This window comes from Microbacterium sp. Yaish 1, assembly GCF_002245215.1.
GTDB lineage: Bacteria > Actinomycetota > Actinomycetes > Actinomycetales > Microbacteriaceae > Microbacterium.
In genome coordinates, this window is record NZ_NPMR01000001.1 from 1,613,569 (window position 1) to 1,636,106 (window position 22,538).

Genomic DNA, 22,538 nt, shown 5'->3' on the forward strand with positions numbered 1-22,538 from the left:
GGGCTCGCCACAACCCGTCGACTCGCCGACAAATGCGGATGCTGGCGCTCCCGCATCCGCGATACGTGGCGAGTCGACGGGTGTGGCCGGCATCAGGGGGTCCAGGGGAAGAGGGCGACGAGGATCGCGGCCGAGGCGATCCAGAAGACCGCGACGAAGACGACATCGCGCCGGCGGAACGGCACGAGGTGCCGCTCGGTGCGATCGCGGTGAGCGCCGAAGGCGCGCGAGTCCATCGCGAGAGCGACGCGTTCGGCGTGGCGGATGGCCCCCGCCAGCAGGGGGACGACGTAACCGCCCCACCTCGCGATCGCCGCGAACGGCCCCCGCCCGCCGTGCGCGCCGCGCACGCGATGCGCCTGTCGGATGAGGTCGAGCTCGTACCCGAAGCGCGGCACGAACCGGAACGCCGCGAGCGCCGTGTAGCCCACCCGGTACGGCACACGCAGCTGCTGGACGGTTGCCCGCACGAGGTCCGGCCCCGTCGTGGTGAGCCCGGCGATGAACGCCAGCGCGGCGATCGCGCCCAGCCGCAGGCCGGTCGCCATCCCGATCTCCAGCGCCCCGGCGTGCAGGCTCCACGCGCCGAGCTGGAGCAGCACCGGGGTGTCCGCCACCCGCGCCGCGTCGACCCACAGCGACATCCCGGCGCCGACGAGCAGGATGCCGATGGGCACGGCGACCGCGAGCAGCAGAACGGTGCGGACGGTCCAGCGCGCGCCGGCGAACAGCACCGCGTACGCGAGCGCGAGCAGCGCGAGAGGCGTCACGAGGTCGCGCGTGAAGATGAGGGCGACCATCGCGGGCAGCGGGGCCGCGAGCTTCGCCAGCGGGTTGAGCTGGAACAGCAGCCGACGCGAGGGCGGTGCTGACGCATAGGGATCGAGTGCGGTGCTCGCCGTCGCGCTCATCGCGGCTCCCGAGGCAGATCGCGAAGACGCGCGACGCCCGCCAGCTCCGGGAAGGTCTCGAGCCCGTGCAGGGCGCGGCGCAGCGGCGGCATCCGAAGCGCCGCGGAACGCAGCAGCTCCTCGTCGCCGAGGATGTCTGCGGTCGGACCGTCGGCGACGATGCGGCCGTCTCCGACGACGACGCAACGCTCGGCGTACTCGCTCACCAGCTGCATGTCGTGCGTGACGACGATGATCGTCGTGCCGTCGCGGTTGAGGTCGCGCAGCACGTGCAGCAGCTCATCGGCGCGGGCGCGGTCCTGGCCGAACGTCGGCTCGTCGAGGGCGAGCACGGGAGCGCCGGCGATGAGGGCCGTGCCGACGGAGAGCCGGCGCTTCTGGCCGCCGGACAGCAGGAACGGATGCCGGTCGGCGTGCGCCTCGAGGCCGAAGCGGTGCAGCATCCGATCGACGCGCTCGCGGATCTCCTCGGCGGGCACCCGCTGTCGGCGCAGGCCGTGGGCGAGCTCGTCGAAGACGGTGTGCGCGACGAACTGGTGCTCGGGGTTCTGGAAGACGAACCCGACGCGCTCGGCCACCGCCCGAGGATCCGCCCGGCTCGGGTCGATCCCGCCGATGTCGATGCGCCCCCGCGGACTGGGGACGACGCCGGCGATCGCCTGGACGAGGCTCGTCTTGCCGGCCCCGTTGGCCCCGACGATCGCGACGAACTCGCCGGCCGCGACCTCGAGGTCGACGTCGTGGAGCACCGTCGCGCGGCCGCGGCGCAGCGTCAGGGCACGCACCGAGACCGCCGGCGTCGGCGCGTGCGCCGGAGAATCGCGCGAAACTCGGACCGAACCGGAGGTCTCCCCCGACGATGCCGCGATTCTCCGATTCTCGGCACCGGATGCCGCGGCCTCGAGCCCCGCGCGCAGCTCTTCGGGTGTCAGGGGGAGCGGGTCGAGCGGATAGCCCGCTTCGCGCAGGTGCAGGGCCGCGATGGTCGACACCGGCAGCCATACCCCGATCTCGTGCAGCTCGGCCGCCCGTTCGCGCAGCACCGCGTCGATCGGACCGTCGGCGATGGTGCGACCGCCATGGTCGAGCACGACGACACGGTCGGTGAAGCCGATCGCCGCGTCGAGATTGTGCTCGACGAGCAGGATCGCCCGGTCGCCGGCGGCAGCGATCTCGCCCAGGGCGGCGTAGACGTCTTCGATGCCCTCGGGGTCGAGGTTCGCCGTGGGCTCGTCGAGCACGAGCAGGGGCGACTCCATCGCGAGCGCGCACGCGATCGCGAGGCGCTGGCGTCCGCCTCCGGAGAGACGGTCGGGGTTCTCGTGCCGCCGCTCCCAGAGCCCCATTCGGCGCAGCGCCCGCTCGCTCCGCGCGAGGACATCGTCGACGGGCAGCCGCAGGTTCTCGGGGCCGAAGGCCACCTCGTCGAGCAGGGTGCCGGTGACCAGCTGCGCGTCGGGGTCCTGGAAGACCATGCCGACGCGCGTCGTGAGCCGGGGGATCGGGGTGGCCGTGGCATCCTCGCCCGACACGAGCACCGTGCCCTCGGTCGTCGCCGGGATCGACTGCGGGATCAGCCCGTTGAGCGTCAGTGCGACCGTCGACTTGCCCGAACCGCTCGGCCCGAGGAGCAGCACGACCTCGCCGGGAGCGACGGAGAACGAGGCGCCGCGGGTAGCCGCGGCATCCGATCCCTCGTAGGTCACCGCGAGATCGCGCACAGCGAGCAACGGCGCGGATGCGGTCGCGGCGACCGGCGTTCCCGCCGTGGCGGCACCGGATGCGGCGGATGTCACGGGCGTCCTCGGATCGGATCGGATGCGATTAGCTTAGCCGACCCTAACTTGGCCCGGAAAGGCCGGCGGGGGTGCTCAGCGACGGGCGACGCCGGCGCGGCGCAGGCCGACGCCGATCCACAGCCCGATCGCGGTCCAGACGACGGGGCCGAGCACGGCGAGAGTCAGGTACGTGATCTGGGCCCACAGCGGGAGGGCGCTGAGGTGAGCGGCGAAGAACACCGCGAGGGCGACGACGACGCCGATCACGAGACCCGAGACGAAGAACCGCCACGGCGCCCACGAGCGGTAGCGGACGAGCGCGGCGACGCCCTCCTGCAGACCGCCGAACAGCACGGCGGTCCCGAGGAACTGGAACGTGTAGGGCGGCGCGACCGCCGACGACGCGAGCGCCGCGATCAGGTGCGTGATGAGCGCGACCCAGGGCAGGCGCAGGGTCTCCTGCGCGACGATCCCGGGCAGCACGTGGATGCCGAGGAGGAAGCCGTAGACGATCGGCAGACCCGTGATGACGGGGGCGGCGAGCCATCCTTCGATGCCGCCGAGCAGACCCGTGGCGACTCCGATGGCAGCGCAGACGAGCAGAACGCGCGTGGAGAGACGGGATGCCGGGGCCACCCGCCCAGCCTATGGGACGCGCGCACGGCGCCTCCCTCCCCGGCCGTGAGAAATGCGCCGGTCGGGGCGCTGCTTCCGTGACCTGAATGAAAGCCGAGGGTTCCTTGTGTCGGAACTGTGAGCTAGGTTGACTTCACCGCGCGCCGACGACGCCGCGCGGACTGCTCATCCATCCCCCCACTGGAGCGCACATGGTTCGCACCACCCTGCGAACAGTCGCGGCCCTATCCCTGGCCGCACTGTTCACGAGCTCTGCCGCAACGGCATCCTTTGCTGCAACGGGAGAGGGGGTGAACATCCCGGTTCCGATCGAGAGCGAGAGCGGGCGCTACATCGTCCTGCTCGATGAGGCTCCTGTCGCGACCTATGAGGGCGGCGAGGCCGGCCTCGCGCCGACCAAGCCCGACGAGGGCGAGCGTCTCGACGCTCAGTCGCGCGCCGTCACCGACTACTCCGGCTTCCTCGAGCAGCGTCAAGAAGAGGTCGCGAGCGAGGTCGGCGCGACGCCCGACGCGACCTACCAGACCACCCTCAACGGGTTCGCGGCTCAGCTGAGCGCCGACCAGGCGGGCAAGCTCGCCGCCAAGAAGGGCGTGCTCGGCGTCTTCCCCGACGAGATCCGTCACGTCGACGCCGTGCCGTCGACCGAGTTCCTCGGGCTCGAGGGCGCCGGCGGCGTCTGGGAGAAGGTCGGCGGGATCGACGCGGCGGGCGAGGGTGTCGTCGTGGGCGTCGTCGACACGGGCATCGCGCCCGAGAATCCGGCGTTCGCGGGCGACGCGCTCGGAACCTCGCCGGGCGAGCAGCCCTACCGCGACGGCGACGAGGTCGTGTTCACGAAGGCCGACGGCGGCGAGTTCCGCAGCACGGTCGTCGACCAGGGCGCCGGAACGAAGGATGCCTGGGACCCGTCGCTCCTGAACACCAAGCTCATCGCCGCGCACTACTTCGGCGACGGCGCCGCCGCCAACGGGTTCTCGTTCGCCGACGACCACCTGTCGCCGCGGGACGGCGACGGACACGGATCGCACACCGCGAGCACCGCCGCGGGCAACAACGGCGTCGAGGCCACCGTCGAGGGAATCGACTTCGGCTCGATCTCCGGCGTCGCACCGGCTGCCAAGGTCGCGTCGTACAAGGCCTGCTACGTCGGGCCCGACCCGCTCGTGACGACCGACGACATCTGCGCCCTGAGCGATCTGCTGGCCGCGATCGACCAGGCCGTCGCCGACGGCGTCGACGTCATCAACTACTCGATCGGCGGCGGCTCGGCCACGACCGTGCTCGCGCCGGAAGACATCTCGTTCTTCAACGCGGCTGCGGCCGGTGTCTTCGTCGCGACGAGCGCCGGCAACTCCGGACCCGACCCGGTCACGGCCGACCACGCGTCGCCGTGGTACGCCACGGTCGCGGCATCCACGATCCCGACGTGGGAGGGCACCGTCCGGCTCGGCGAGGAGGGTGACACGTCCGCCGCGCAGTTCGCGGGAGCATCCGTCTCGGTCGGCTTCGGCGACACGATCTCGGGCCCGTCCGTGTTCGCCGGCGATGCCGGCCTGGCCGGCGCCACGACACCCGAGCTCTGTCTGCTCGGCTCGCTCGACCCGGCGAAGGTCACCGGCAAGATCGTCGTCTGCGACCGCGGTTCCAACGCCCGCATCGAGAAGTCGCAGGCGGTCGAAGAGGCCGGCGGCATCGGCATGATCCTGACCAACGTCACCCCCGCCTCGCTCGACAACGACTTCCACTCGGTTCCCACCGTGCACGTCGCCGACACCGCCCGCCCGGCCGTGCTCGAGTACGTCCAGGGCGGCACCGACCGCGTCGTCACCCTGATCGGCGAGAACGTCACCGGCACCGAGACCCCGGTTCCTCAGGTGGCGGGCTTCTCGAGCCGCGGACCGATGCTCGCCGACGGCAGTGACGTCATCAAGCCCGACATCACCGCTCCCGGCGTCGCGATCCTCGCGGCCACCGAGAACGGCATCGGCGAGGACCCGACCTTCGGCATCCTCTCGGGCACCTCGATGTCGTCGCCGCACGTCGCCGGACTCGCCGCGCTCTACTTCGGCGAGCACCCTCAGGCGACGCCCGCCGAGGTGAAGTCGGCGATGATGACCACCGCGTACGACACCGTGGATGCCGCAGGCGGCACCGTCACCGACCCGTTCACGCAGGGGGCCGGTCAGACAGACCCGACGAAGTACTTCGAGCCGGGACTGCTCTACCTGAACGGTCCGGCCGACTGGGCTGCCTACCTGCAGGGCCTGGGGCTGCGCGACTTCGGTGTCGACCCGATCGACCCGAGCGACCTCAACCTGCCGTCCATCGGCGTCGGTGCGCTCGGCGCGCCGCAGACGGTGACCCGTACGATCACGGCGACCGAGGCCGGGACGTACGAGGCGCAGGCATCCGTTCCCGGCGTCGACGTGCAGGTCTCGCCGTCGTCGGTGACCCTCGGGGCCGGCGAGTCGGCCACGGTCGAGATCACGCTGTCGCGCGTCGACGCTCCGATGGGCGAGTGGGCCACCGGCTTCCTCACCTGGACGGGCGGGGCGAACGACGTGCGCTCGCCGATCGCGGTGTTCCCGGTGCCGGTCGATGCTCCCGAGTCCGTGTCGGGCACCGGCACGACCGGCTCGGTCGACGTCACGGTCGCGCCGTCGCTGACGGGTGAGATCGACCTCGGCCTGTCGGGTCTCGTGCCGCAGGAGCTGCGCGTGAACCCGGACTTCCCCGAGGTGCCCGGCCACTCCGGTGACCAGGACTCGTTCTACGACGAGGGTGAGGCCGGCTTCAACACCTATGAGATCGTCGACGTCCCGGAGGGCACCGAGTTCGCGCGGTTCGCCGTCGAGACCGAGGCGACGGAGACGACCGACCTCGATATGACCGTGTACCGCGTGGTCAGCCCCGACGACCTGCGCTACTACGAGCAGTGGTCGTCGGCGACGGCATCCGCCAACGAGGCCGTCTCGCTCACGACTCCCACCGCGGGCACGTACCTGGTCAAGGTCAACCGGTACTCGTTCAGCGAGCCCTTCACCTACGACCTCACCACTGCGGTCGTGGCGGCGGGAGCGACGGGCGGCGAGTTCACCGCGTCCCCCGACCCGCTGCCGACGGTGCAGGGCGAGAAGGCGACCTACACCCTGTCGTGGGCGGGCCTCGAGCCCGAGACGTCGTACCTCGGCGTCGTTCGCTACGGCGAGTCTTCGATCCGGACGATCGTCGAGGTCGAGTCGGGCCAGGGGGCGCCGGTCGCGGTCGTCGCTCCCGAGGTGTCGGGTTCGGCGAAGGTCGGAGGCACCTTGAAGGCGACCGCCGGTGAGTGGGACCCCGCAGAGGTCAGCGTCGCCTACCAGTGGCTTCGCGGTGGTGAGCCCATCGAGGGTGCCACCTCGGCGTCGTACAAGGTGACGCGCGCCGATGTCGGCACGGCGCTGTCGGTGCGGGTCACCGCGACGGCGGAGGGCAACCCCCAGACCGGAACCGCGGTCTCGAACGAGGTGTTCGTCAAGTTCGCCTCGGCGACCACCGTGTCGCTCAACCGTTACGTCGGAACGGCCTCGCAGCCCTACGTCGTCTCGGTGAAGGTCACGCCGACCGGGGGCGCCCCCGCGACGGGAACCGTCGACATCTGGGTGAACTCGACCCGGTACAGCGCGGATGTCGTCGACGGCACGGCGCGGGTCGAACTGCCCCGGCAGTCGCGCGGGCTGAAGGTCGTCGTCGCCACCTACAACGGCAGCGACACGATCGAGGGATCGCTGGGGCTCAGCGGTTTCGTCGTCCTGTGGTGATGACCGGCTGACGCACTGCGGTGCGGTCGCGCGGGGCGCTCGGACTTCGGTCCGGGCGCCCCGTCGTCACGGGCGACCCGACGTCGTGTTTCAGGCGGTGAGGGATGCGGCGAGCGTGCGGCCGGCGCTGACGGCATCCCGCTCGGCGTTCGCGCGCAGCTCGGCGGCCGCTTCGGTGAAGGCGTCGAGCGCGGGGTTCACGCCGACGAGCGTGAAGGGACGGTGGACGACCGTGAGGTCGAGCCCCCAGACGTCTTCGAAGACGCGCCGAAGCCACCCGGTCGAGTGGTCCCAGCCCTCCTTGGGGCTGCCGGCCTCGTAGTTGCCGCCCAGCACCGTGACGAGCGTCGCCGGCTTGCCGCGCAGAGCGGTTCCCTGCGGGTCGATGCGCGGGTCGGTGTAGGCCAGGTCGAACCACGTCTTCACGTGCTGCGAGACGCCGTAGTTGTACAGCGGCACGGTGAAGAGCAGGGCGTCGGCGCCGATCAGCTCGTCGGCCAGCTGCTCGCGCAGCGCGATCGCGTTGCGCTGGCCATCGGTCTGCTGATCGGCGGGCGTGAAGCCCGCGGTCACGGCGTCGCGCCAAGCAGTCGCGGGGATCGGGTCGGCGGCGATGTCGCGGCGAACGACGGAGCTGGTGGGGTGGGCGGCGAGCCATTCGGCCTCGACGAGGTCGCCCAGCTCACGGCTGGCCGAGGTGGCGGGGAGGATGCTGGCATCCAGGCGGAACAGGGTCATCCGCTTCTCCGATCAGAGTGGCTATGAAAAACAAAGCGGCTTCGGGAACGGTAGCACACGTACGATGGAGGCATGACCGAGCCCCATGACGCGCGACAGTGCGACGCCGCGGTGTCGCACGCGTTCTCAGTGCTCGGCAAGCGGTGGAACGGCATGATCGTCGACGTGCTCGGACAGGGCGAGCTCTCGTTCGTCGGCCTGCGTCGCGCCGTCGCCGGCATCAGCGACGCGGTGCTCTCCGACCGGCTCACCGAGCTCACCGATGTCGGACTGGTCGTCCGGCGGGTCGAGCCGGGACCGCCCGTCGCGGTCACCTACGCGCTGACCGAGGCCGGCTCGCGCCTGGTGCCGATCCTCAGCCAGCTCGGCGAATGGGCCGACGGCAACCTCACGCGGCGCTGAGGCCGTTTCAGGAAGTCTTGGTCGCGGCCTCCTGCGCCGGAGTCCAGGCGTAGAACGTCCCGTCGCTCTCCGCCACCGCCCACTCGGCGCAGACGGAGACGCGATCGATGGCGTAGACATCGGGAGCCGAGGCGATCTCCATGGTCGGAGCGGAGGTCCGCTCGACGTCCTCGCACCCTACGAGGCCCGTGTCGCTCGAGAAAACGATCGACTCGGCCTCGGCGCGGGTCGACACGACCCGTGTGATCTCGCGAGCGTCGGGCGGCAGCCACGCCGGTGCTTCGCCGCGCGCCTGCGCGAGTTCCTGGGCCGTCGCGTAGGAGCTCTCCGCTCGACCGTAGGCGACCGAATCGATGGCGGCGCAGCCCGACAGGGTCAGCAGGATGGCTGCCATGCCGAGGGCGGCGGCGCCGGGCGGGAGGTCACGGGGAAGGCGGGGCTTCGTCATGACATCGACGCTACGAACCGCCGTCGTCCGCGTCGTCGCTCGCCTGGATGAGCGGCATCAGCCTCGCGGATGACGTCACGCCCGTCGCCGGCGACGTGAACAAACGCCAACCGTTCAGTTGGATTCTGATAGCGTTATTCCAACCGAACGTTTGGAGATCCTCATGCGACCGCTTCCGCGACCTCTGCAAGCACTCGTGACGTGGGCCGTGATCCTGCCGCTCTCGCTCGGAGTGTCGGCTCTCATCGCTCCGATGACCGCTGGCTGGCCCGATGTCGCGAGGACAGCTTTGGTGATCACAGTCGTCGTGCCGCTCGCTGTGTTCTGGGCAGTGCCTCTGCTCGCTCGCGCCGTGCAGCGGATGCGGGGCACTCCGGCTGCGGTGATCGCGGCGTCGTGTCCCGCCCCGGGCCTTGCGCGCAAGTCGTCGACCACGTCGGCCTGCGCGACGGATCCGGGCGAGGCCTCCGGTCGCGGCGGCGGTCACTTCCAATCGCCTTCCCAGGTGTAGAGATCGTCGGTGACGGCGTACTCGCGAAGCTCGGCGATCCTGCCGTCGCGCTGGGTCGCGATCGTCGCTCCCAGAAGCGTCCGGTCCTCACCGTTCTGGTGGTACTCGAACCGCCACTCGGCGACGAGGCGATCTCCGGCCTGGAACTCGTTCGTGATCGTCCAGTCGAGCACGCGTGACCCCTGCTCGTTCCACTTCTCGCACCACTGCCGCACGCGTTCCCGGCCGTAGTACACCGGCCCGAAGCTCTCGGTGATCACGACATCCTCGGTGACGGTCTCGACGATCCGCTCGGTGTCGTTGGTCTTCCAGGCTGCGATGTAGTCGGTGAGAGCGCTCATCCGACCATTCAACAACCGTGCTTCGCCCGCGCGGACCCGGCGCAGTTTGCGCCGACAGCGAAGGTGACTCCTCCGTGTCGGTCGGCGCCTGTTGACTGGCGGGCATGAGACGGGTCCCCGCTCACGGACGAGCTTTCGCGCGGCCCCGACCGGGCTCGGCGCTCGGGGCTGACGACGGACGAGGAGCAGGAGGGCCTGGCCGCCGTCCGCTAGATCGTTCACGTCTCCTGGCGCGCGGCCGAAGCTGTCGGCGTCGACACGCCGCGGGCAGGGCGCCGCTACGGTGTGGGGGTGAGATCGCCCAGCGCTTCGGATGCCGACGGAGACGAGCAGATTCGGTATGTGCCTCTGCGCTCAGCCGATGAGTACTGGGCGGCACCTCAGCGGCGCCAGGCCCGTGAGCTGGAAGCGCGCTGCGCAAGACGTGATCGATGAAGTGCTCGACCTCGTTCGGGCAGACGGAGTGGGCGGCGAGTCGTTCCCCTGGGAGGAGTATGCGGAAGCCGCACGAGTGCGCGGCATCGAGCTGGAGCCAGCGGAGCTGAAGGGCCTCCCGTACGCGGTGCTCATCTCAGACGAGGTGACGAAGATCTTCGAGTTCTGACTCCGCGCTCAGCTCTAGGCTGGTCGGCCGCGCCCGGCTCGCCCATAACGACTTCTCGCTGTCGTGCAACGTTCGACCGAGGTCCGGCCATGTACTCGGTGAGCACCGAGGAGGACTCCATGGACACATCGATTGATGACCTGTTGCGGGCAAGTGCCCCGTAGCGCGTATCGACGGACGGAATGGTCGCGGTGACCGGCGACGACGCGACAGCCGCGCGGGTCGCGGAAGCATGAGCCCCGGGGTCAGAGCCGCCGGCGGCGGGGCGTCAGCCGCACGTGCGGGAGCGGCGGGGCGGGGATGCGCTCGTCGCCGTGGCCGACGACGTGGCCGAACCGATCGGATGCTGTTTCCCACTCCTCGCGCGCGACCTCGATCTCGTCGTGGCTGCGGCCGACGAAGTTCCACCACATGACGATCTCGTCGCCGAACGGCTCCCCGCCCAGGAGGAACACCGTCGCCTCCTCGTCTCCGGCGGTCAGACGGATGCCGCGGCGTCCGTCGCCGAGGTACAGCAGAGCGCCGGGCGCGACGGCATCCTGCGCCCCAGCATCCGCGTCAGCATCCGCCGCATCCGTGCCGTCGACCCGCACCGATCCGAAGACCGGTACGACGGCGTACTCCCACGCGGTCTCGAGGGGCAGGTCGACGACCGCCCCGGCGGGCAGTCGCAGTTCGGCGCCGACGATCGGCGTGTGCATCGTCGCGGGCGAGGCGCTTCCGGCGAGCTCGCCGACGACGACGGTCGCCGTGGCCCCGCCGCCGAGGTCGAGCTCGGGCAGGCCGACGTGACGCTCGAAGTCGGGGGCGCCGTGGCGACGTTCCTCGGGGAGGGCCACCCACAGCTGCAGGGCGTCGAGCGGGATCGGCTCGTCGCCGACCGAGTACTCGGAGTGGGCGATGCCGGCACCGCTGGTCATGATGTTGAGCGCCCCGCGCTCGATGACGACGTCGCTGCCGAGCGTGTCGCGGTGGTGCACCTCGCCGGCGAGCGGCCAGGTGACGGTCTGCAGTCCGATGTGCGGATGCGGCTCGACACGCATCCGCGTGCGCTGCGGGCCGAACCGGTCGAGAAAGCACCAGGCGCCGACAAGCGGCAGATCGCGCTGTGGCAGAAAGCGGTGCACCGACATCGCCCGCACACCGCCGAGCGGCACCTCGCGCGCCTCGAGCAGCGCCCGCCGGGGCCCGGGGGATCCGGCCCCCGGGTCTTCGTCGACGGGCGCCGTCTCGGCGTCGAAGCGGGTCACGCCGACGGTTCCGCCGGGGCAGCGGCGTCGGCGGCATCCTCGTCGCGCCACGCGATCTTCAGGCCCGACACCTCGTTCTCACGCAGGAACTTCACGATGAACGGGCACTCGGGAACGACGGTCTCGCCACGGCGTGCGACGTCGGCGAGGGCATCGGCGGCCAGCGCCTTGCCGAGGCCGCGCCCACCGAAGGCCTTGTCGACCTCGGTGTGATCGAACACCAGGCGCCCCTCGTCGTCGCGCCGGAAGGCGGCGAAACCCGCGGTCACGTCGCCGACGTGGAGGTCGTAGCGGTCCTGCTCGTCGTTGCGGATCACGGTGGGGGTCTCGTCGGTCATGGTGATCTCCTCTCGATCACCTCCACGGTAAGGCCGGTCGAGACCATTACGACCGAATACCGGGATTGCCTCGGAGCGTCCGCCTAAGCTGGGAAAACGCAATGAAGCGCCTTCCCCCAGGAGAACCGATGCCTCGATCCTCGTCCGACATCGCCACTGATCCGAAACTGCCGCCGGTCGCCGTCTCCGACGAGCAGCACCGTGCCGCCGCGCGCTGGACGCCGCTCAAGGTCGTGATCTGGATCGCGATCGCCCTGCTCGGCGGACTCGCGTGGGTCATGCTCGCCGTCGTCCGCGGCGAGACGGTCAACGCGATCTGGTTCGTGTTCGCCGCCGTGTGCACCTACCTCATCGGGTACCGCTTCTACTCGAAGGTGATCGAGCGCTACCTGCTGCGCCCCGACGACCGGCGGGCGACACCGGCCGAGGTCAAGCAGGACGGCAAGGACTACGTCCCCACCGACCGCCGTGTGCTCTACGGCCACCACTTCGCCGCGATCGCCGGCGCCGGTCCGCTCGTCGGTCCGGTGCTCGCCGCGCAGATGGGCTTCCTGCCCGGGACGATCTGGATCATCGTCGGCGTCGTCGTCGCGGGCGCCGTGCAGGACTACACCGTCCTCTTCTTCTCGATGCGCCGGGGCGGCCGGACGATCGGGCAGATGGCCCGTCAGGAGCTCGGGCGCATCGGCGGGACCGCCGCGATCGTGGCATCCCTGCTCATCATGCTGATCATCGTCGCGATCCTCGCGCTCGTCGTGGTGAACGCGCTCGGCGAGAGCCCGTGGGGCGTCTTCTCGGTCTCGATGACGATCCCGATCGCCCTCTTCATGGGCGTCTACCTGCGCTACCTCCGGCCCGGCAAGGTCACCGAGGTGTCGATCATCGGGTTCGTGCTGCTGATGGGCGCGATCATCGCGGGCGGATGGGTCGCCGACACGGCCTGGGGTCAGGAGATCTTCCACCTCGACCGCACCGTCATCGCGTGGGGCATCATCATCTACGGCTTCATCGCCGCGGTGCTGCCGGTGTGGCTGCTGCTCGCTCCCCGCGATTACCTGTCGACCTTCATGAAGATCGGCGTCATCGTCATGCTCGCCGGGGCGATCGTGCTCGTCCGACCCGAGATCTCGGTGCCGGCGGTGACGATCTTCGGCGAGAACGGACTCGGCCCGGTGTTCGCCGGCCCGCTCTTCCCGTTCCTGTTCGTCACGATCGCCTGCGGCGCGCTCTCGGGATTCCACGCGCTCATCGCCTCGGGGACGACGCCGAAGCTCGTCGAGAAGGAGCGTCAGACGCGCTTCATCGGCTACGGCGGCATGCTCATGGAGTCGTTCGTCGCGATCATGGCGCTCGTTGCCGCGATCTCGATCGACCAGGGCATCTACTTCGCGATGAACGCGCCCTCGGCGGCGACCGGGGGCACCGTCGAGGGTGCGGTCGCCTTCGTCAACTCGCTCGGTCTCACCGGGGTCGAGATCACGCCCGATCTGCTGATCTCGACCGCGGCCGACGTCGGCGAGGAGTCGATCGTCTCGCGCACCGGCGGGGCGCCGACCCTCGCCCTCGGGCTCGCGCACATCATGCAACAGGCCCTCGGCGGCCAGGCGATGATGTCGTTCTGGTACCACTTCGCGATCATGTTCGAGGCGCTGTTCATCCTCACCGCCGTGGATGCCGGAACCCGCGTCGCCCGCTTCATGCTGCAGGACTCCATCGGCGCCTGGATCCCGAGATTCCGCGACGTGTCGTGGCGTCCGGGCGTGTGGATCACGACGGCGATCATGGTCGCCGGGTGGGGCGCCATCCTGATCCTCGGCGTCACCGACCCGCTCGGCGGCATCAACACCTTTTTCCCGCTGTTCGGCATCGCCAACCAGCTGCTCGCGGCGATCGCGCTCGCCGTCGTCCTCGCGATCGTCGCGAAGCGCGGGCGCTCGTACGTGAAGTGGATCTGGATCATCGCCGTGCCGCTGGCCTTCACCGCGGTCGTGACGATCACCGCGTCGGCGTACAAGATCTTCTCGCCGGTGCCCGCGATCGGCTACTGGGCGAACCACTTCCGCTACCGCGACGCCCTCGCGTCGGGCGACGAGAGCCTCGGGCCGGTGGCGACGGTGGAGGCGGTCATCCGCAACACCGGCGTCCAGGGCACCCTGTCGATCGTGTTCGTGGTCCTCGCGATCATCGTGATCGTCTCGGCCGTCGTGGTGGCCGTTCGTGCGATCGTGCGCGGCGGAGGAGAGGAGACCGAAGACCCCGCCGTGCCTTCTCGCCGCTTCGCGCCCGCCGGCTTCATCCCCACCGCCCCCGAGCGCGAGCTCGAGAGGGAGTGGGAGCCGCTGCTCGCCGAGGAACGGGCCGAGACCGCCCGCCGGGGGCACTGACCGATGACGCTCGCGCACAACTCCTCAGAATCGGCGCCTCTCGGCCCGGGAACCGCGGTTTCCGCGCCGCCGCGCACCGGATCGAAGGAGTTGTGCGCGCGCGCCGGTCGGGCCGTCCTCCGCGCCGCCCGCGCCGTGCACTGGTACGTCACCTCGCTCATGGGCGACAACGCGTATGCGACGTACCTCGCGCACCAGCGCCGGACGCACCCCGACACCCAACCCCTCACCGAGCGGCAGTTCTGGCGCCAGCGCATGGACGACCAGGACCGCAACCCGGGTGCGCGCTGCTGCTGACCGGGTGACCATGGAGGAATGACCCGCACCCCCGCCGCCTCGCGCGCTGCCCGTTCCGCGTTCGCCGCTGGCCTGGCCGGGATGCTGGCGCTCGCCGTCGGCTGCGCCCCCGAGCCCGGGACCGGCCGACCCGTCGACCCCCGTCCCGAGCTCGACAGCTCCCGCCAGCCCGACCCCCACAGCCTCACCCGATCCCGCCGCGGCTCTCGGGCTCGAGGGCTGCGTCGGCCAGGTGCTCATGGTGGGCACGCCCGTCGACACGGTCTCGCCGGATGCCGCAGCGGCGATCCGCGATCGCGGCGTCGGCGGCCTCTTCCTGCACGGCCGCTCGAGCTCGGGAGTCGAGGCCACGGCGGCTCTCGTCGCGCAGTTCCGCGACCTTGCGCCGGAGGGCTCGCCGAAGCTCTGGGTCGCGACCGATCAGGAGGGCGGCGAGGTTCAGGTGCTGAGCGGACCCGGGTTCGACGAGATGCCCTACGCCATCCGGCAGGCCGACCTCGGCCCCGACGCGCTCCGCACCGCGGCCACCACGTGGGGCGGGCAGCTGGCGGCTGCGGGCATCGACGTCAATCTGGCCCCCGTCGCCGACATCGTCACGAGCGCCGACACCCGATTGAACAACCCGCCCATCGGTGCGCTCGGCCGGCAGTACGGCTACGACGAGCAGACGGTCGCCGCGGGCGCCGGCGCGTTCGCCGACGGGATGCGCGCATCGGGCGTGCTGCCGACGTTCAAGCACTTCCCGGGGCTCGGGCGGGTGGATGCCAACACCGATTACACCGCGGAGGTGCTCGACACGGCGGTCTCGGCGGACTCGCCGGATGTCGACGTGTACCGCGCGCTCACGGAATCCGGCCCGTCGCTCGTGATGGTCGGCACGGCGCGCTATCAGAACATCGATCCCGACCACCCGGCCGCGTTCTCATCGGCGGTGCTCGACCTGCTGCGCGACCGCGTCGGCTTCGACGGCGTCGTGATCACCGACGACCTCTCGGCCGCGGCCGCCGCGGAGATCGTCGCGCCGGGCGATCGGGCCGTCGAGGCGCTGTCGGCGGGGGTCGACATAGTGCTCGCGTCGGCCGATCCGACGGTGCTCCCCGCGATGTACGACGCGGTGCTTTCGCGGGCCGAGTCCGATCGGGAGTTCGCCGCGCGGGTGGACGAGTCGTGCGGCCGGGTGCTGGCCGCGAAGGATGCCGGCGCGGCCGGCTGATGCTGCGCGTGAGGCGGTCGCCCGCCCCACCCGCCTCGGCTCAGTCTCCCGCGAGACGCGCGTGCGACCAGGTGCTCGTCGCCGAGCCGTCGGTCGCCGTCAGCTGGAACGATGCGTCGTCGAGATCGAAGCCGAGCGTGACCGACGCGTCGGCGGCATCCCACCGCAGCTCGCCGTGCGTGTCTCGCACGTCGTGCGAGAACGTGCCGGCGAAGGCGGGGTGGGTGGCGCGCAGCCGGAGCGCGTCGAGCTGGAGCCCGACGACCGGTCGCGCCAGAGCGGCCTCGATTTCGTCGGGTGTGTAGTGGTGCCGGTTGACGTCGCGGCCGACGCCGGTGGCCGTCAGCAGCTCCATGTCGTTCTCGCCGGCGAGGAGCCCGACGTAGTACACCTGCGGGATGCCCGGCGTCATGATCTGCAGCAGCCGTGCGAGCGCATAGCGCCGGTCGTCGCGGCCGAGAGCGTCGTAGAACGTGCAGTTGACCTGGTACAGGTCGAGATTGGATGCCGCGGCCCCGGTCGCCTGGCGGCTGGTACCGCCGCTGGCGTCGTGGATCGCCTCGACGAGCGCGTCGATCTGCGCGGGTTCGAGGAGTCCCGGCTCGCCGGGGGCGAGATCGCTCACGCCGACGTCGATGATGCCGATGCCGTCGTGGGTGTCGAGGACCGTGATGGAGTTGGCGGGTCGGATCTCGAGCCAGCGCTCGAGCGGGCGTGAGTCGCGCGCGTGCAGCGCGTGCAGCACGAGGGGCGGCAGCGCGAAGTCGTAGACGTAGTCGACCGTCCGCGCGATGGCGATCTGCTGCGTGTGGTGGCCGTGGATCTCGAGCAGCACCTGGGCGCCCCGAGCGTGGGCGAGCTCGAGGATGCGCTGCGTGTAACGTTCGGTGGCCTCCGTCATGAAGCAGCTCGTGCCGGCCTCCTTGCCCGTGTAGCCGACGGCGTCGAGCCGGAGCATCGAGGTGCCGCCCGCGACGAGCGCGTCGATGACCGCGGTCAGGTACTCCCAGGCGGCGTCGGTGCGGAGATCGATGTCGATCTGCTCCGACGTGAACGTGGTCCACACGAGCCGCATCCGGTCGCCGAGGACGATGGCGGTGAAGGGGAGGCCCGGGCGCGGGCGGTAGATGCGGGTCAGGTCGGCCTCGGTGACGCCGCCGGGGAAGACGGAGTCGAGCGTGAGGAACATCGGCGCGAACGGCGAGGCATCGCCCCGTCGGCGGACGTCGGCGAAGGCTGCCGAGTCGGCGGAGACGTGGTTGACGATGAGGTCGCTCATGACCGTGTGGGTCTCGCTCAGCGCGCGGACGTCGTCCCAGGTGCCCAGCCGCGGATCGATCGACGCGTGGTCGACCGGGTCGAAGCCGGCGTCCGCGCCGTCGAACGGGGTGAAGTAGGGCAGCAGGTGCACGCCGCCGAAGGCGCCGGACAGCCGGGTCGCGAGCAGGTCGCGGATGCCGGCGACGGTGCCGCCGAGGCGGTCGACGTAGGTGATGAGCTGGGGGGAGTCAGGGTTCATGGGTCGGGAGTTCTTCCGGGGGTCAGATGCGGTGGAGCAGGCGGCGCAGCCAGTCTTCACGGGCGCGCCGCGCGTCGCGCGCGAGGACGGTCCACGGCGCGAGGAAGTCGAACGCGTGCGCCCCGCCGGGCCAGACGTGCAGCTCGGCGTCGCCGCCGTCGGCCCACATCCGGCGGGCGAAGGCGACGCACTCGTCGCGGAACGTCTCCGCCGAGCCGACGTCGATGAAGGTCGGAGGCAGTCCAGCGAGCGAGTCGGCCACGGCGGGCGACGCGTACGGCGGGACATCGCCGTCGACATCGGCCAGGTAGGCGGCCCAGGCGGTCGCGTTGGCGTCGCGGTCCCACGAGCCGTGACCCGCCATCTGCCGTGCCGAGTCCGAGTCGGAGCGGTGGTCGAGCATGGGGCACAGCAGCACGAGGCCCGCGATGCGCGGACCGCCCCGATCGCGGGCGAACAGGGCCGTGGCCGCGGCGAGACCGCCCCCGGCGCTGACCCCCGCGACGATGATGCGGTCGCCGTCCAGGGCGGCGGGGGCGTCGGGCCCGGCCAGCCAGCGAAGGGCGGCAGCGGCATCCTCGAGGGCTGCGGGGTACGGGTGCTCGGGGGCGAGCCGGTACTCCACCGAGACGACCGCGCAGCCGGTGCGCTCGGCGAGCTCCGCCGTGGCCGGCATGTCCGAGTCGGCGTTCCCCGCGATGAGGCCGCCTCCGTGCAGGTGCAGGATGACGGGCGCCGGCCGGCGCACGACGGCGGGCGTGTAGACGACGACGCCCACCGGCGGGTCGTCCTCACGCCACCCGGGGACGAGCAGCTCGTCGCGATCGAAGGCGCCGTGCGCGGTGAGCTCGGCGAGCGGAGCCGCGACCCCCGACTCGCGCACGCGCGGGATCTCCGCGCTCGTCATCGACACGACCACGAGGTCGTCGAACTCGACGAGAGCACGCGCGACGGCGTCGTCGAAGGGCGGTCGTGCGACATCCGTCATCCCTTCACCGCCCCCTGCAGCAGAGCCGCCACGAACTGACGCTGGAAGATGAGGAACACCAGCAGCGTCGGCAGCAGAATGAGGATCGACCCGGCGCACAGCAGCGGGATGTCGGTGCCCCACTGGCCCTGGAACGCGCCGAGCGCTCCGGCCATGGTCCGCTTGGTCGGGTCGTCGACGAGGACGATCGCGAGCAGGAACTGGTTCCAGGTCCACAGGAACAGCAGGATCGCGAGCGACGAGATCGCCGGGCCCGACAGGGGCACGTGGATGCGCCAGAACAGCTGCCATGTCGTGGCGCCGTCGATGCGCGCGGCCTCGGTGAGCTCGTGCGGCATGTTGACGAAGTGCGCCCGCATCCACATCACGGCGAACGGCATGAACAGGCCGATGAGCGGCAGCACGATCGCCAGCTGGGTGTTGAGGAGGCCGTAGCCCTTCATCTGGTAGTAGATCGGCACGATGATGCCCTCGAAGGGCAGCGTCAGGCCGAGGACGAACAGCACGAAGATCGCACGGGCGAAGGGCACCCGCAGGTGGCCCAGCGCGAACCCGGCGAGTGTCGCGATGACGAGCGAGATCGGCACGACGCCGAGCTCGATGAGGGCGCTCGATCCGAGCATCTTGAGCATGTCGGCCGACTGGAACGCGAGCGCGAAGTTGTCCCAGTGCGGGGTCTCGGGCCACGACAGGCCCTTGGGGTACGTGCCGGGCTCGTGGAGCGCGGTGACGAAGAGCGTGATGAACGGGATGATCGTGAACGCCATCACCACGATCAGGACGATGCGGCCCGTCCAGGCCTCGACGGCGGAGGTTCTCATGCGTCTTTCTCGCTTCCGCGCGTGATGCGGTTCAGGGGCAGGACGATCACCAGCACGAGCACCGTCAGCACGACGGCGAGGGCCGACGCCTGCCCCACCTCGCGCTGGAAGAACGCCAGGTAGTAGATCTCGAGACCGGGCACGGTGGTCGAGCCGCCGGGACCGCCCTGCGTGGAGATGTAGATGATGTCGAAGCTGCGGAGGGCGTTGATCACCGTGATGAGGATCGCGACGCCGAGTTCCTGGCGCACCGCGGGCAGCGTCACCGTGAAGAACTCCCGAACGGGGCCCGCACCGTCGATGCGGACGGCCTCGTAGAGCGCCGGGTCGATCTTGGTCATGCCCGAGAGCATGAGCAGCATGCACAGCCCGAGCGAGACCCACGCTCCGATGACGCCGACGGCGGGAAGGGCGGTGTCGAAGTCACCGAGCCACGCGCGGGTGACGCCGCCGAGTCCCACCAGGCGCAGGGCCTGGTTCACCAGGCCGTCGGCGGCGAGCAGCCACGTCCACATGATGCCGGCCGCGACGAGGGGGATCACCTGCGGCAGGAACAGCACGGTGCGCGAGATGCCGGCCAGACGGCTGCCGCCGAGCTTGCGGATCAGGGCGGCCGAGACGAGCCCGAGGATGACCGGCACGATCGAGAAGTACAGGATGAGCTTCAGCGCGTTGAGGATCGGGACGAGCAGCGTCGAGTCGGTGAAGATCCGGATGTAGTTGTCGAAGCCCGCCCACGTCGCGGTGGTGATCCCGTCCCAGTCGTAGAACGAGTACTGGACGGTCGAGCCGAGGGGGATGAGCACGAACATCGCGTAGGCGATGAGCGCGGGGGCGATCAGGGCGAGACCGATCGACCTCTCGCGCAGGCGCCGCATGGTGACGCGGCGCCTGCGCGGCCGAGAGGCCGACGAGTCCCGGTTTGCCCGGCGGTCGCCGAGCTGTCCGGTGACGGTCATCGGGGCGGCCTACTCCTTCTTCTGGCTGAGGTAGTCGGACTGCACCTTGGTCAGCAGGCCGTCGGCGGTCTGCTTTCCGGCGAACAGCTCCTGGAGGTTCGGCGTCAGCGTCTTGGCGTAGATCGACCCGGTCGCGTTGGCGATGAAGTCCATCGAGCCGTTGTTCGCCGAGAGCTCGGCGCCGGCGGCGAGGGTCTCGGCGGTGACGCTGCCCTCGGCGATCTCGGGCATGAAGGCGTCGGCCGGGCCCATCGGGTGCGATCCGCCGGACTCGACGGCGATGGTGCGAGCCTTCTCGTCGGTGGCGACCCAGTTGAAGAAGAAGGCCGCGCAGTCGGGCTCGTCGGCGTAGGCCGAGACGCCGTACGTCGTCGGCGCCGACATCGCGCCGACCTGGCCGCCTGCCTCGACCGGGGGCATGAGGAAGAAGCCCACGTTGTCGGGCATCTGCGCGTCGAGGTTGCCCGACTCCCAGTCGCCGTTGAAGATGAAGACGCTCTCGCCGCCGATGAAGCGGCTCATCATCTGCGAGTAGTCCATCGAGTTGATGTCGGGAGCGAAGTAGCCGGCATCGATCCAGCCCTTCAGGTGCTCGGCCGCCTCGAGGTTCTCGGGGGTGTCGATCGTGGCGTCGTCCTTGAGGAAGATCCAGTCGTTGATCTTGCTGGGCTCACCGTACGAGGCCATGAGCGCCTGCAGCGGGAAGGCGAGGCCTCCGGTCGCGCCGCCGTTGAACTGCGCGACGGGCGTGAGCCCGGCATCCTTGGCCGCCTGCAGGTAACCGTCGAGCTCGGCGAGCGTCGCGGGCGGCTCGGTCATGCCGGCCTGCGCAGCGAGGGTCTTGTTGTAGAAGACACCTGTCACCGAGTAGTTGATGCCCATGCCGTACAGCGGGCCGTCGCCGCGCTGTCCGTTCTCGTCGACGCGCAGCTGCTCGAGCTGCGACGTGGGCCACTGGTCCCATCCGTAGGCCTCGGCGTAGGGATCGAGGTCGTAGAGCAGGTCGCTGTCGACCAGGTCGACGATCGTGGGGAGGCGCATGATGTCCGGCGGCGAGTCGACCAGCACGCGGGGCGCGTTCTGGGTGATGACGGCGAACTGGTCTTCGCGCAGGTTGACGGTGACGTTCGGGAACTGCTTCTCGAACTCGGTGGCGAGGTCGCTGAAGACCGGGAAGCCCGTCTCGACGTAGGCGTCGAGGGTGACGTCATCCGTTCCGCAGGTCGTCTGGATCGGACCGCCGGATGCCGCGCCTTCGCCGGCGGGTGCGGCGCTCGGCGGAGCGCAGGCCGAAAGGGTGACCGCGACGGCGAAGCCGGTCGCCGCGGTGGTGAGAACACGTCGTCGCATTCGTGTCGACATCATCGTCTACCTTCTGTGGGTGGTGGAGGGGCAGGTGCTGCTAACACGAAATAGCACCTGGGCTAAAACGTACTAGCCAGTGGCGGTTCTTCGCAATCGCGGCATACTGAAGCTGCACCGGAGCGAGAGGGGGAGAGATGAACCGCAAGCGCGTCACGTTGGCGCAGGTCGCCGCGGAGGCCGGGGTCGCGGCATCGACGGCATCCCTCGTGCTCGCCGGACGCGGCAGCGAGCTGCGTCTGTCGCGGGCGCTCCAGGAGCGGGTGCGCGCGGCCGCCGAGCGGCTGGGATACCGTCCGAACGCCGTCTCGGTCGGGCTCCGCACGGGCAGCACCCGCACGCTCGCCTTCATCTCCGACTCGGTTGCCTCATCGCGCCTGGCCGGCGAGATGATCAAGGGCGCCATCGACGCCGCCCGTGCCCGCGGGTTCCTCGTCTTCGTCGGCGAGACCGGCGGCGACGTCCAGCTCGAACGCCAGCTGCTCAACGCCATGTTCGACCGGCAGGTCGACGGCCTCGTTCTGGCGTCGATGATCACGCACCGCCGGGCACTGCCGCCCGAGGCGACGCGCAGTCCCGCCGTCCTGCTCAACCTCGAGGTCGACGGCGCGACGGATGTTCCGCGGGTGCTCCCCGACGAGTACGCCGCCGGTCGCGAGGCGGTCGGTCACCTGCTCGAGCGCGGCCACCGCGACATCCACCTCATCGGCGCCGGCCCCACCGAGGACGACGTGCCGCCGTTCTCGCTCGGCGCGCAACAGCGACTGCACGGCATCCTCGACGCGCTGCGGGATGCCGGGCTCGAGCCGGCATCCGGAAGCCCCGTCATCCAGTGGCTGCCGCCCGAGGGATTCCGGCTGACCTCGCAGCTGCTCGACGGAGGAGTCGTGCCGCAGGCCCTGATCTGCTTCAACGACCGCCTGGCGATGGGTGCGTACCAGGCGCTCGGCGAGCGGGGCCTCGCGGTGCCCGACGACGTGTCGGTCGTCTCGTTCGACGACGTCTCGTTCGCCCAGTGGCTGCGGCCGGGGCTCACGACCTTCGCGCTGCCCCACCGGGCGATGGGCAAGCGAGCCGTCGAGCTGCTCATCGACCGCGTCGAGGCGGCGAAGGATGACACCGGTGCGGGCGATGAGGCGGTCGCACCGTCGCTGCTGCCCATGCCGCTGCGCGTCCGGGCGTCCGTGCGAGAGGTCGACGCGGCGACCGCCGTTCCACGGGCGTAGGGCAGACTC

The 22,538-nt window shown here is 70.6% G+C and carries 20 protein-coding genes; 7 read left to right on the forward strand and 13 right to left on the reverse strand.

The window, feature by feature from the left end; all coding sequences use genetic code 11:
* Positions 1-92 precede the first annotated feature (92 nt).
* The 3 genes from CI089_RS07685 to CI089_RS07695 form a co-directional block, all read right to left on the reverse strand.
* A complete protein-coding gene (locus tag CI089_RS07685; protein ID WP_094260923.1) occupies positions 93-911 on the reverse strand; it encodes an energy-coupling factor transporter transmembrane component T in 819 nt (272 codons plus the stop codon).
* Positions 908-2,707 (reverse strand): ABC transporter ATP-binding protein, encoded by a 1,800-nt coding sequence (locus CI089_RS07690; protein WP_094260924.1) that lies wholly within the window; start codon positions 2,705-2,707, stop codon positions 908-910. The genes CI089_RS07685 and CI089_RS07690 overlap by 4 nt, the downstream gene beginning before the upstream one ends.
* 75 nt (positions 2,708-2,782) lie before the next feature.
* Positions 2,783-3,325, reverse strand: a complete 543-nt coding sequence (locus CI089_RS07695) for an ECF transporter S component (protein ID WP_094260925.1) — start codon at positions 3,323-3,325, stop codon at positions 2,783-2,785.
* Between the two features lie 191 nt (positions 3,326-3,516).
* Between CI089_RS07695 and CI089_RS07700 the strand changes: the two genes are divergently transcribed.
* On the forward strand, positions 3,517-7,128 hold the full coding sequence (locus CI089_RS07700) for a S8 family serine peptidase (RefSeq protein ID WP_094260926.1): 3,612 nt from the start codon (positions 3,517-3,519) through the stop codon (positions 7,126-7,128).
* 90 nt (positions 7,129-7,218) lie between these two features.
* Here CI089_RS07700 and CI089_RS07705 read toward each other — a convergent pair whose 3' ends face one another.
* The gene (locus tag CI089_RS07705; RefSeq protein WP_094260927.1) at positions 7,219-7,866 is read right to left on the reverse strand and encodes an FMN-dependent NADH-azoreductase; all 648 of its coding nucleotides are present in this window, start codon (positions 7,864-7,866) and stop codon (positions 7,219-7,221) included.
* 72 nt (positions 7,867-7,938) lie between these two features.
* On the opposite strand from CI089_RS07705, the gene CI089_RS07710 reads away from it, so the two are divergent.
* Entirely contained in the window at positions 7,939-8,268 is a 330-nt protein-coding gene (locus CI089_RS07710; RefSeq protein ID WP_094260928.1) for a winged helix-turn-helix transcriptional regulator, read from the forward strand.
* A gap of 7 nt (positions 8,269-8,275) precedes the next feature.
* Here CI089_RS07710 and CI089_RS07715 read toward each other — a convergent pair whose 3' ends face one another.
* Together CI089_RS07715 and CI089_RS07720 are read right to left on the reverse strand one after the other, a co-directional pair.
* Positions 8,276-8,716: a hypothetical protein gene (locus CI089_RS07715; RefSeq protein WP_094260929.1), complete on the reverse strand. Its 441-nt coding sequence runs from the start codon at positions 8,714-8,716 to the stop codon at positions 8,276-8,278.
* Between the two features lie 483 nt (positions 8,717-9,199).
* Positions 9,200-9,568: a nuclear transport factor 2 family protein gene (locus CI089_RS07720; RefSeq protein WP_094260930.1), complete on the reverse strand. Its 369-nt coding sequence runs from the start codon at positions 9,566-9,568 to the stop codon at positions 9,200-9,202.
* Between the two features lie 424 nt (positions 9,569-9,992).
* Here CI089_RS07720 and CI089_RS07725 point away from each other — a divergent pair, with 424 nt between their 5' ends.
* Positions 9,993-10,172 carry a hypothetical protein gene (locus CI089_RS07725; protein ID WP_094260931.1) on the forward strand — a complete coding sequence of 60 codons (180 nt, stop codon included), beginning with the start codon at positions 9,993-9,995 and terminating at the stop codon, positions 10,170-10,172.
* 245 nt (positions 10,173-10,417) lie between these two features.
* Here CI089_RS07725 and CI089_RS07730 read toward each other — a convergent pair whose 3' ends face one another.
* Positions 10,418-11,422, reverse strand: coding sequence for a pirin family protein (locus CI089_RS07730; RefSeq protein WP_256977646.1), 1,005 nt, complete (start codon positions 11,420-11,422; stop codon positions 10,418-10,420).
* Entirely contained in the window at positions 11,419-11,760 is a 342-nt protein-coding gene (locus CI089_RS07735; RefSeq protein WP_094260932.1) for a GNAT family N-acetyltransferase, read from the reverse strand. Before CI089_RS07735 ends, CI089_RS07730 begins: the two co-directional genes overlap by 4 nt.
* 128 nt (positions 11,761-11,888) lie before the next feature.
* Here CI089_RS07735 and CI089_RS07740 point away from each other — a divergent pair, with 128 nt between their 5' ends.
* The 3 genes from CI089_RS07740 to CI089_RS07750 all read left to right on the forward strand — a co-directional run bounded on the left by CI089_RS07740 (position 11,889) and on the right by CI089_RS07750 (position 15,654).
* On the forward strand, positions 11,889-14,144 hold the full coding sequence (locus CI089_RS07740) for a carbon starvation CstA family protein (protein WP_094260933.1): 2,256 nt from the start codon (positions 11,889-11,891) through the stop codon (positions 14,142-14,144).
* Positions 14,145-14,147: 3 nt separating this feature from the next.
* Positions 14,148-14,441, forward strand: a complete 294-nt coding sequence (locus tag CI089_RS07745; protein ID WP_094260934.1) for a YbdD/YjiX family protein — start codon at positions 14,148-14,150, stop codon at positions 14,439-14,441.
* A gap of 238 nt (positions 14,442-14,679) precedes the next feature.
* Positions 14,680-15,654, forward strand: a complete 975-nt coding sequence (locus CI089_RS07750; protein ID WP_256977647.1) for a glycoside hydrolase family 3 N-terminal domain-containing protein — start codon at positions 14,680-14,682, stop codon at positions 15,652-15,654.
* A 40-nt stretch (positions 15,655-15,694) separates the two neighbouring features.
* On the opposite strand, the gene gtfA is transcribed toward CI089_RS07750, so the two are convergent.
* Genes gtfA through CI089_RS07775 form a run of 5 tightly spaced genes read right to left on the reverse strand, consistent with a single transcriptional unit; the run spans position 15,695 to position 21,306 of the window.
* Positions 15,695-17,173: a sucrose phosphorylase gene (gene gtfA, locus CI089_RS07755; protein ID WP_094260936.1), complete on the reverse strand. Its 1,479-nt coding sequence runs from the start codon at positions 17,171-17,173 to the stop codon at positions 15,695-15,697.
* Between the two features lie 22 nt (positions 17,174-17,195).
* On the reverse strand, positions 17,196-18,161 hold the full coding sequence (locus CI089_RS07760) for an alpha/beta hydrolase (RefSeq protein WP_094260937.1): 966 nt from the start codon (positions 18,159-18,161) through the stop codon (positions 17,196-17,198).
* Positions 18,158-18,982 carry a carbohydrate ABC transporter permease gene (locus tag CI089_RS07765; RefSeq protein WP_064955134.1) on the reverse strand — a complete coding sequence of 275 codons (825 nt, stop codon included), beginning with the start codon at positions 18,980-18,982 and terminating at the stop codon, positions 18,158-18,160. The genes CI089_RS07760 and CI089_RS07765 overlap by 4 nt, the downstream gene beginning before the upstream one ends.
* Positions 18,979-19,941, reverse strand: a complete 963-nt coding sequence (locus CI089_RS07770) for a carbohydrate ABC transporter permease (protein ID WP_094260938.1) — start codon at positions 19,939-19,941, stop codon at positions 18,979-18,981. The genes CI089_RS07765 and CI089_RS07770 overlap by 4 nt, the downstream gene beginning before the upstream one ends.
* Positions 19,942-19,950: 9 nt before the next feature.
* Positions 19,951-21,306, reverse strand: coding sequence for an ABC transporter substrate-binding protein (locus tag CI089_RS07775; protein WP_094260939.1), 1,356 nt, complete (start codon positions 21,304-21,306; stop codon positions 19,951-19,953).
* Positions 21,307-21,440: 134 nt separating this feature from the next.
* On the opposite strand from CI089_RS07775, the gene CI089_RS07780 reads away from it, so the two are divergent.
* Positions 21,441-22,529, forward strand: coding sequence for a LacI family DNA-binding transcriptional regulator (locus CI089_RS07780; RefSeq protein ID WP_094260940.1), 1,089 nt, complete (start codon positions 21,441-21,443; stop codon positions 22,527-22,529).
* Positions 22,530-22,538: the final 9 nt, after the last annotated feature.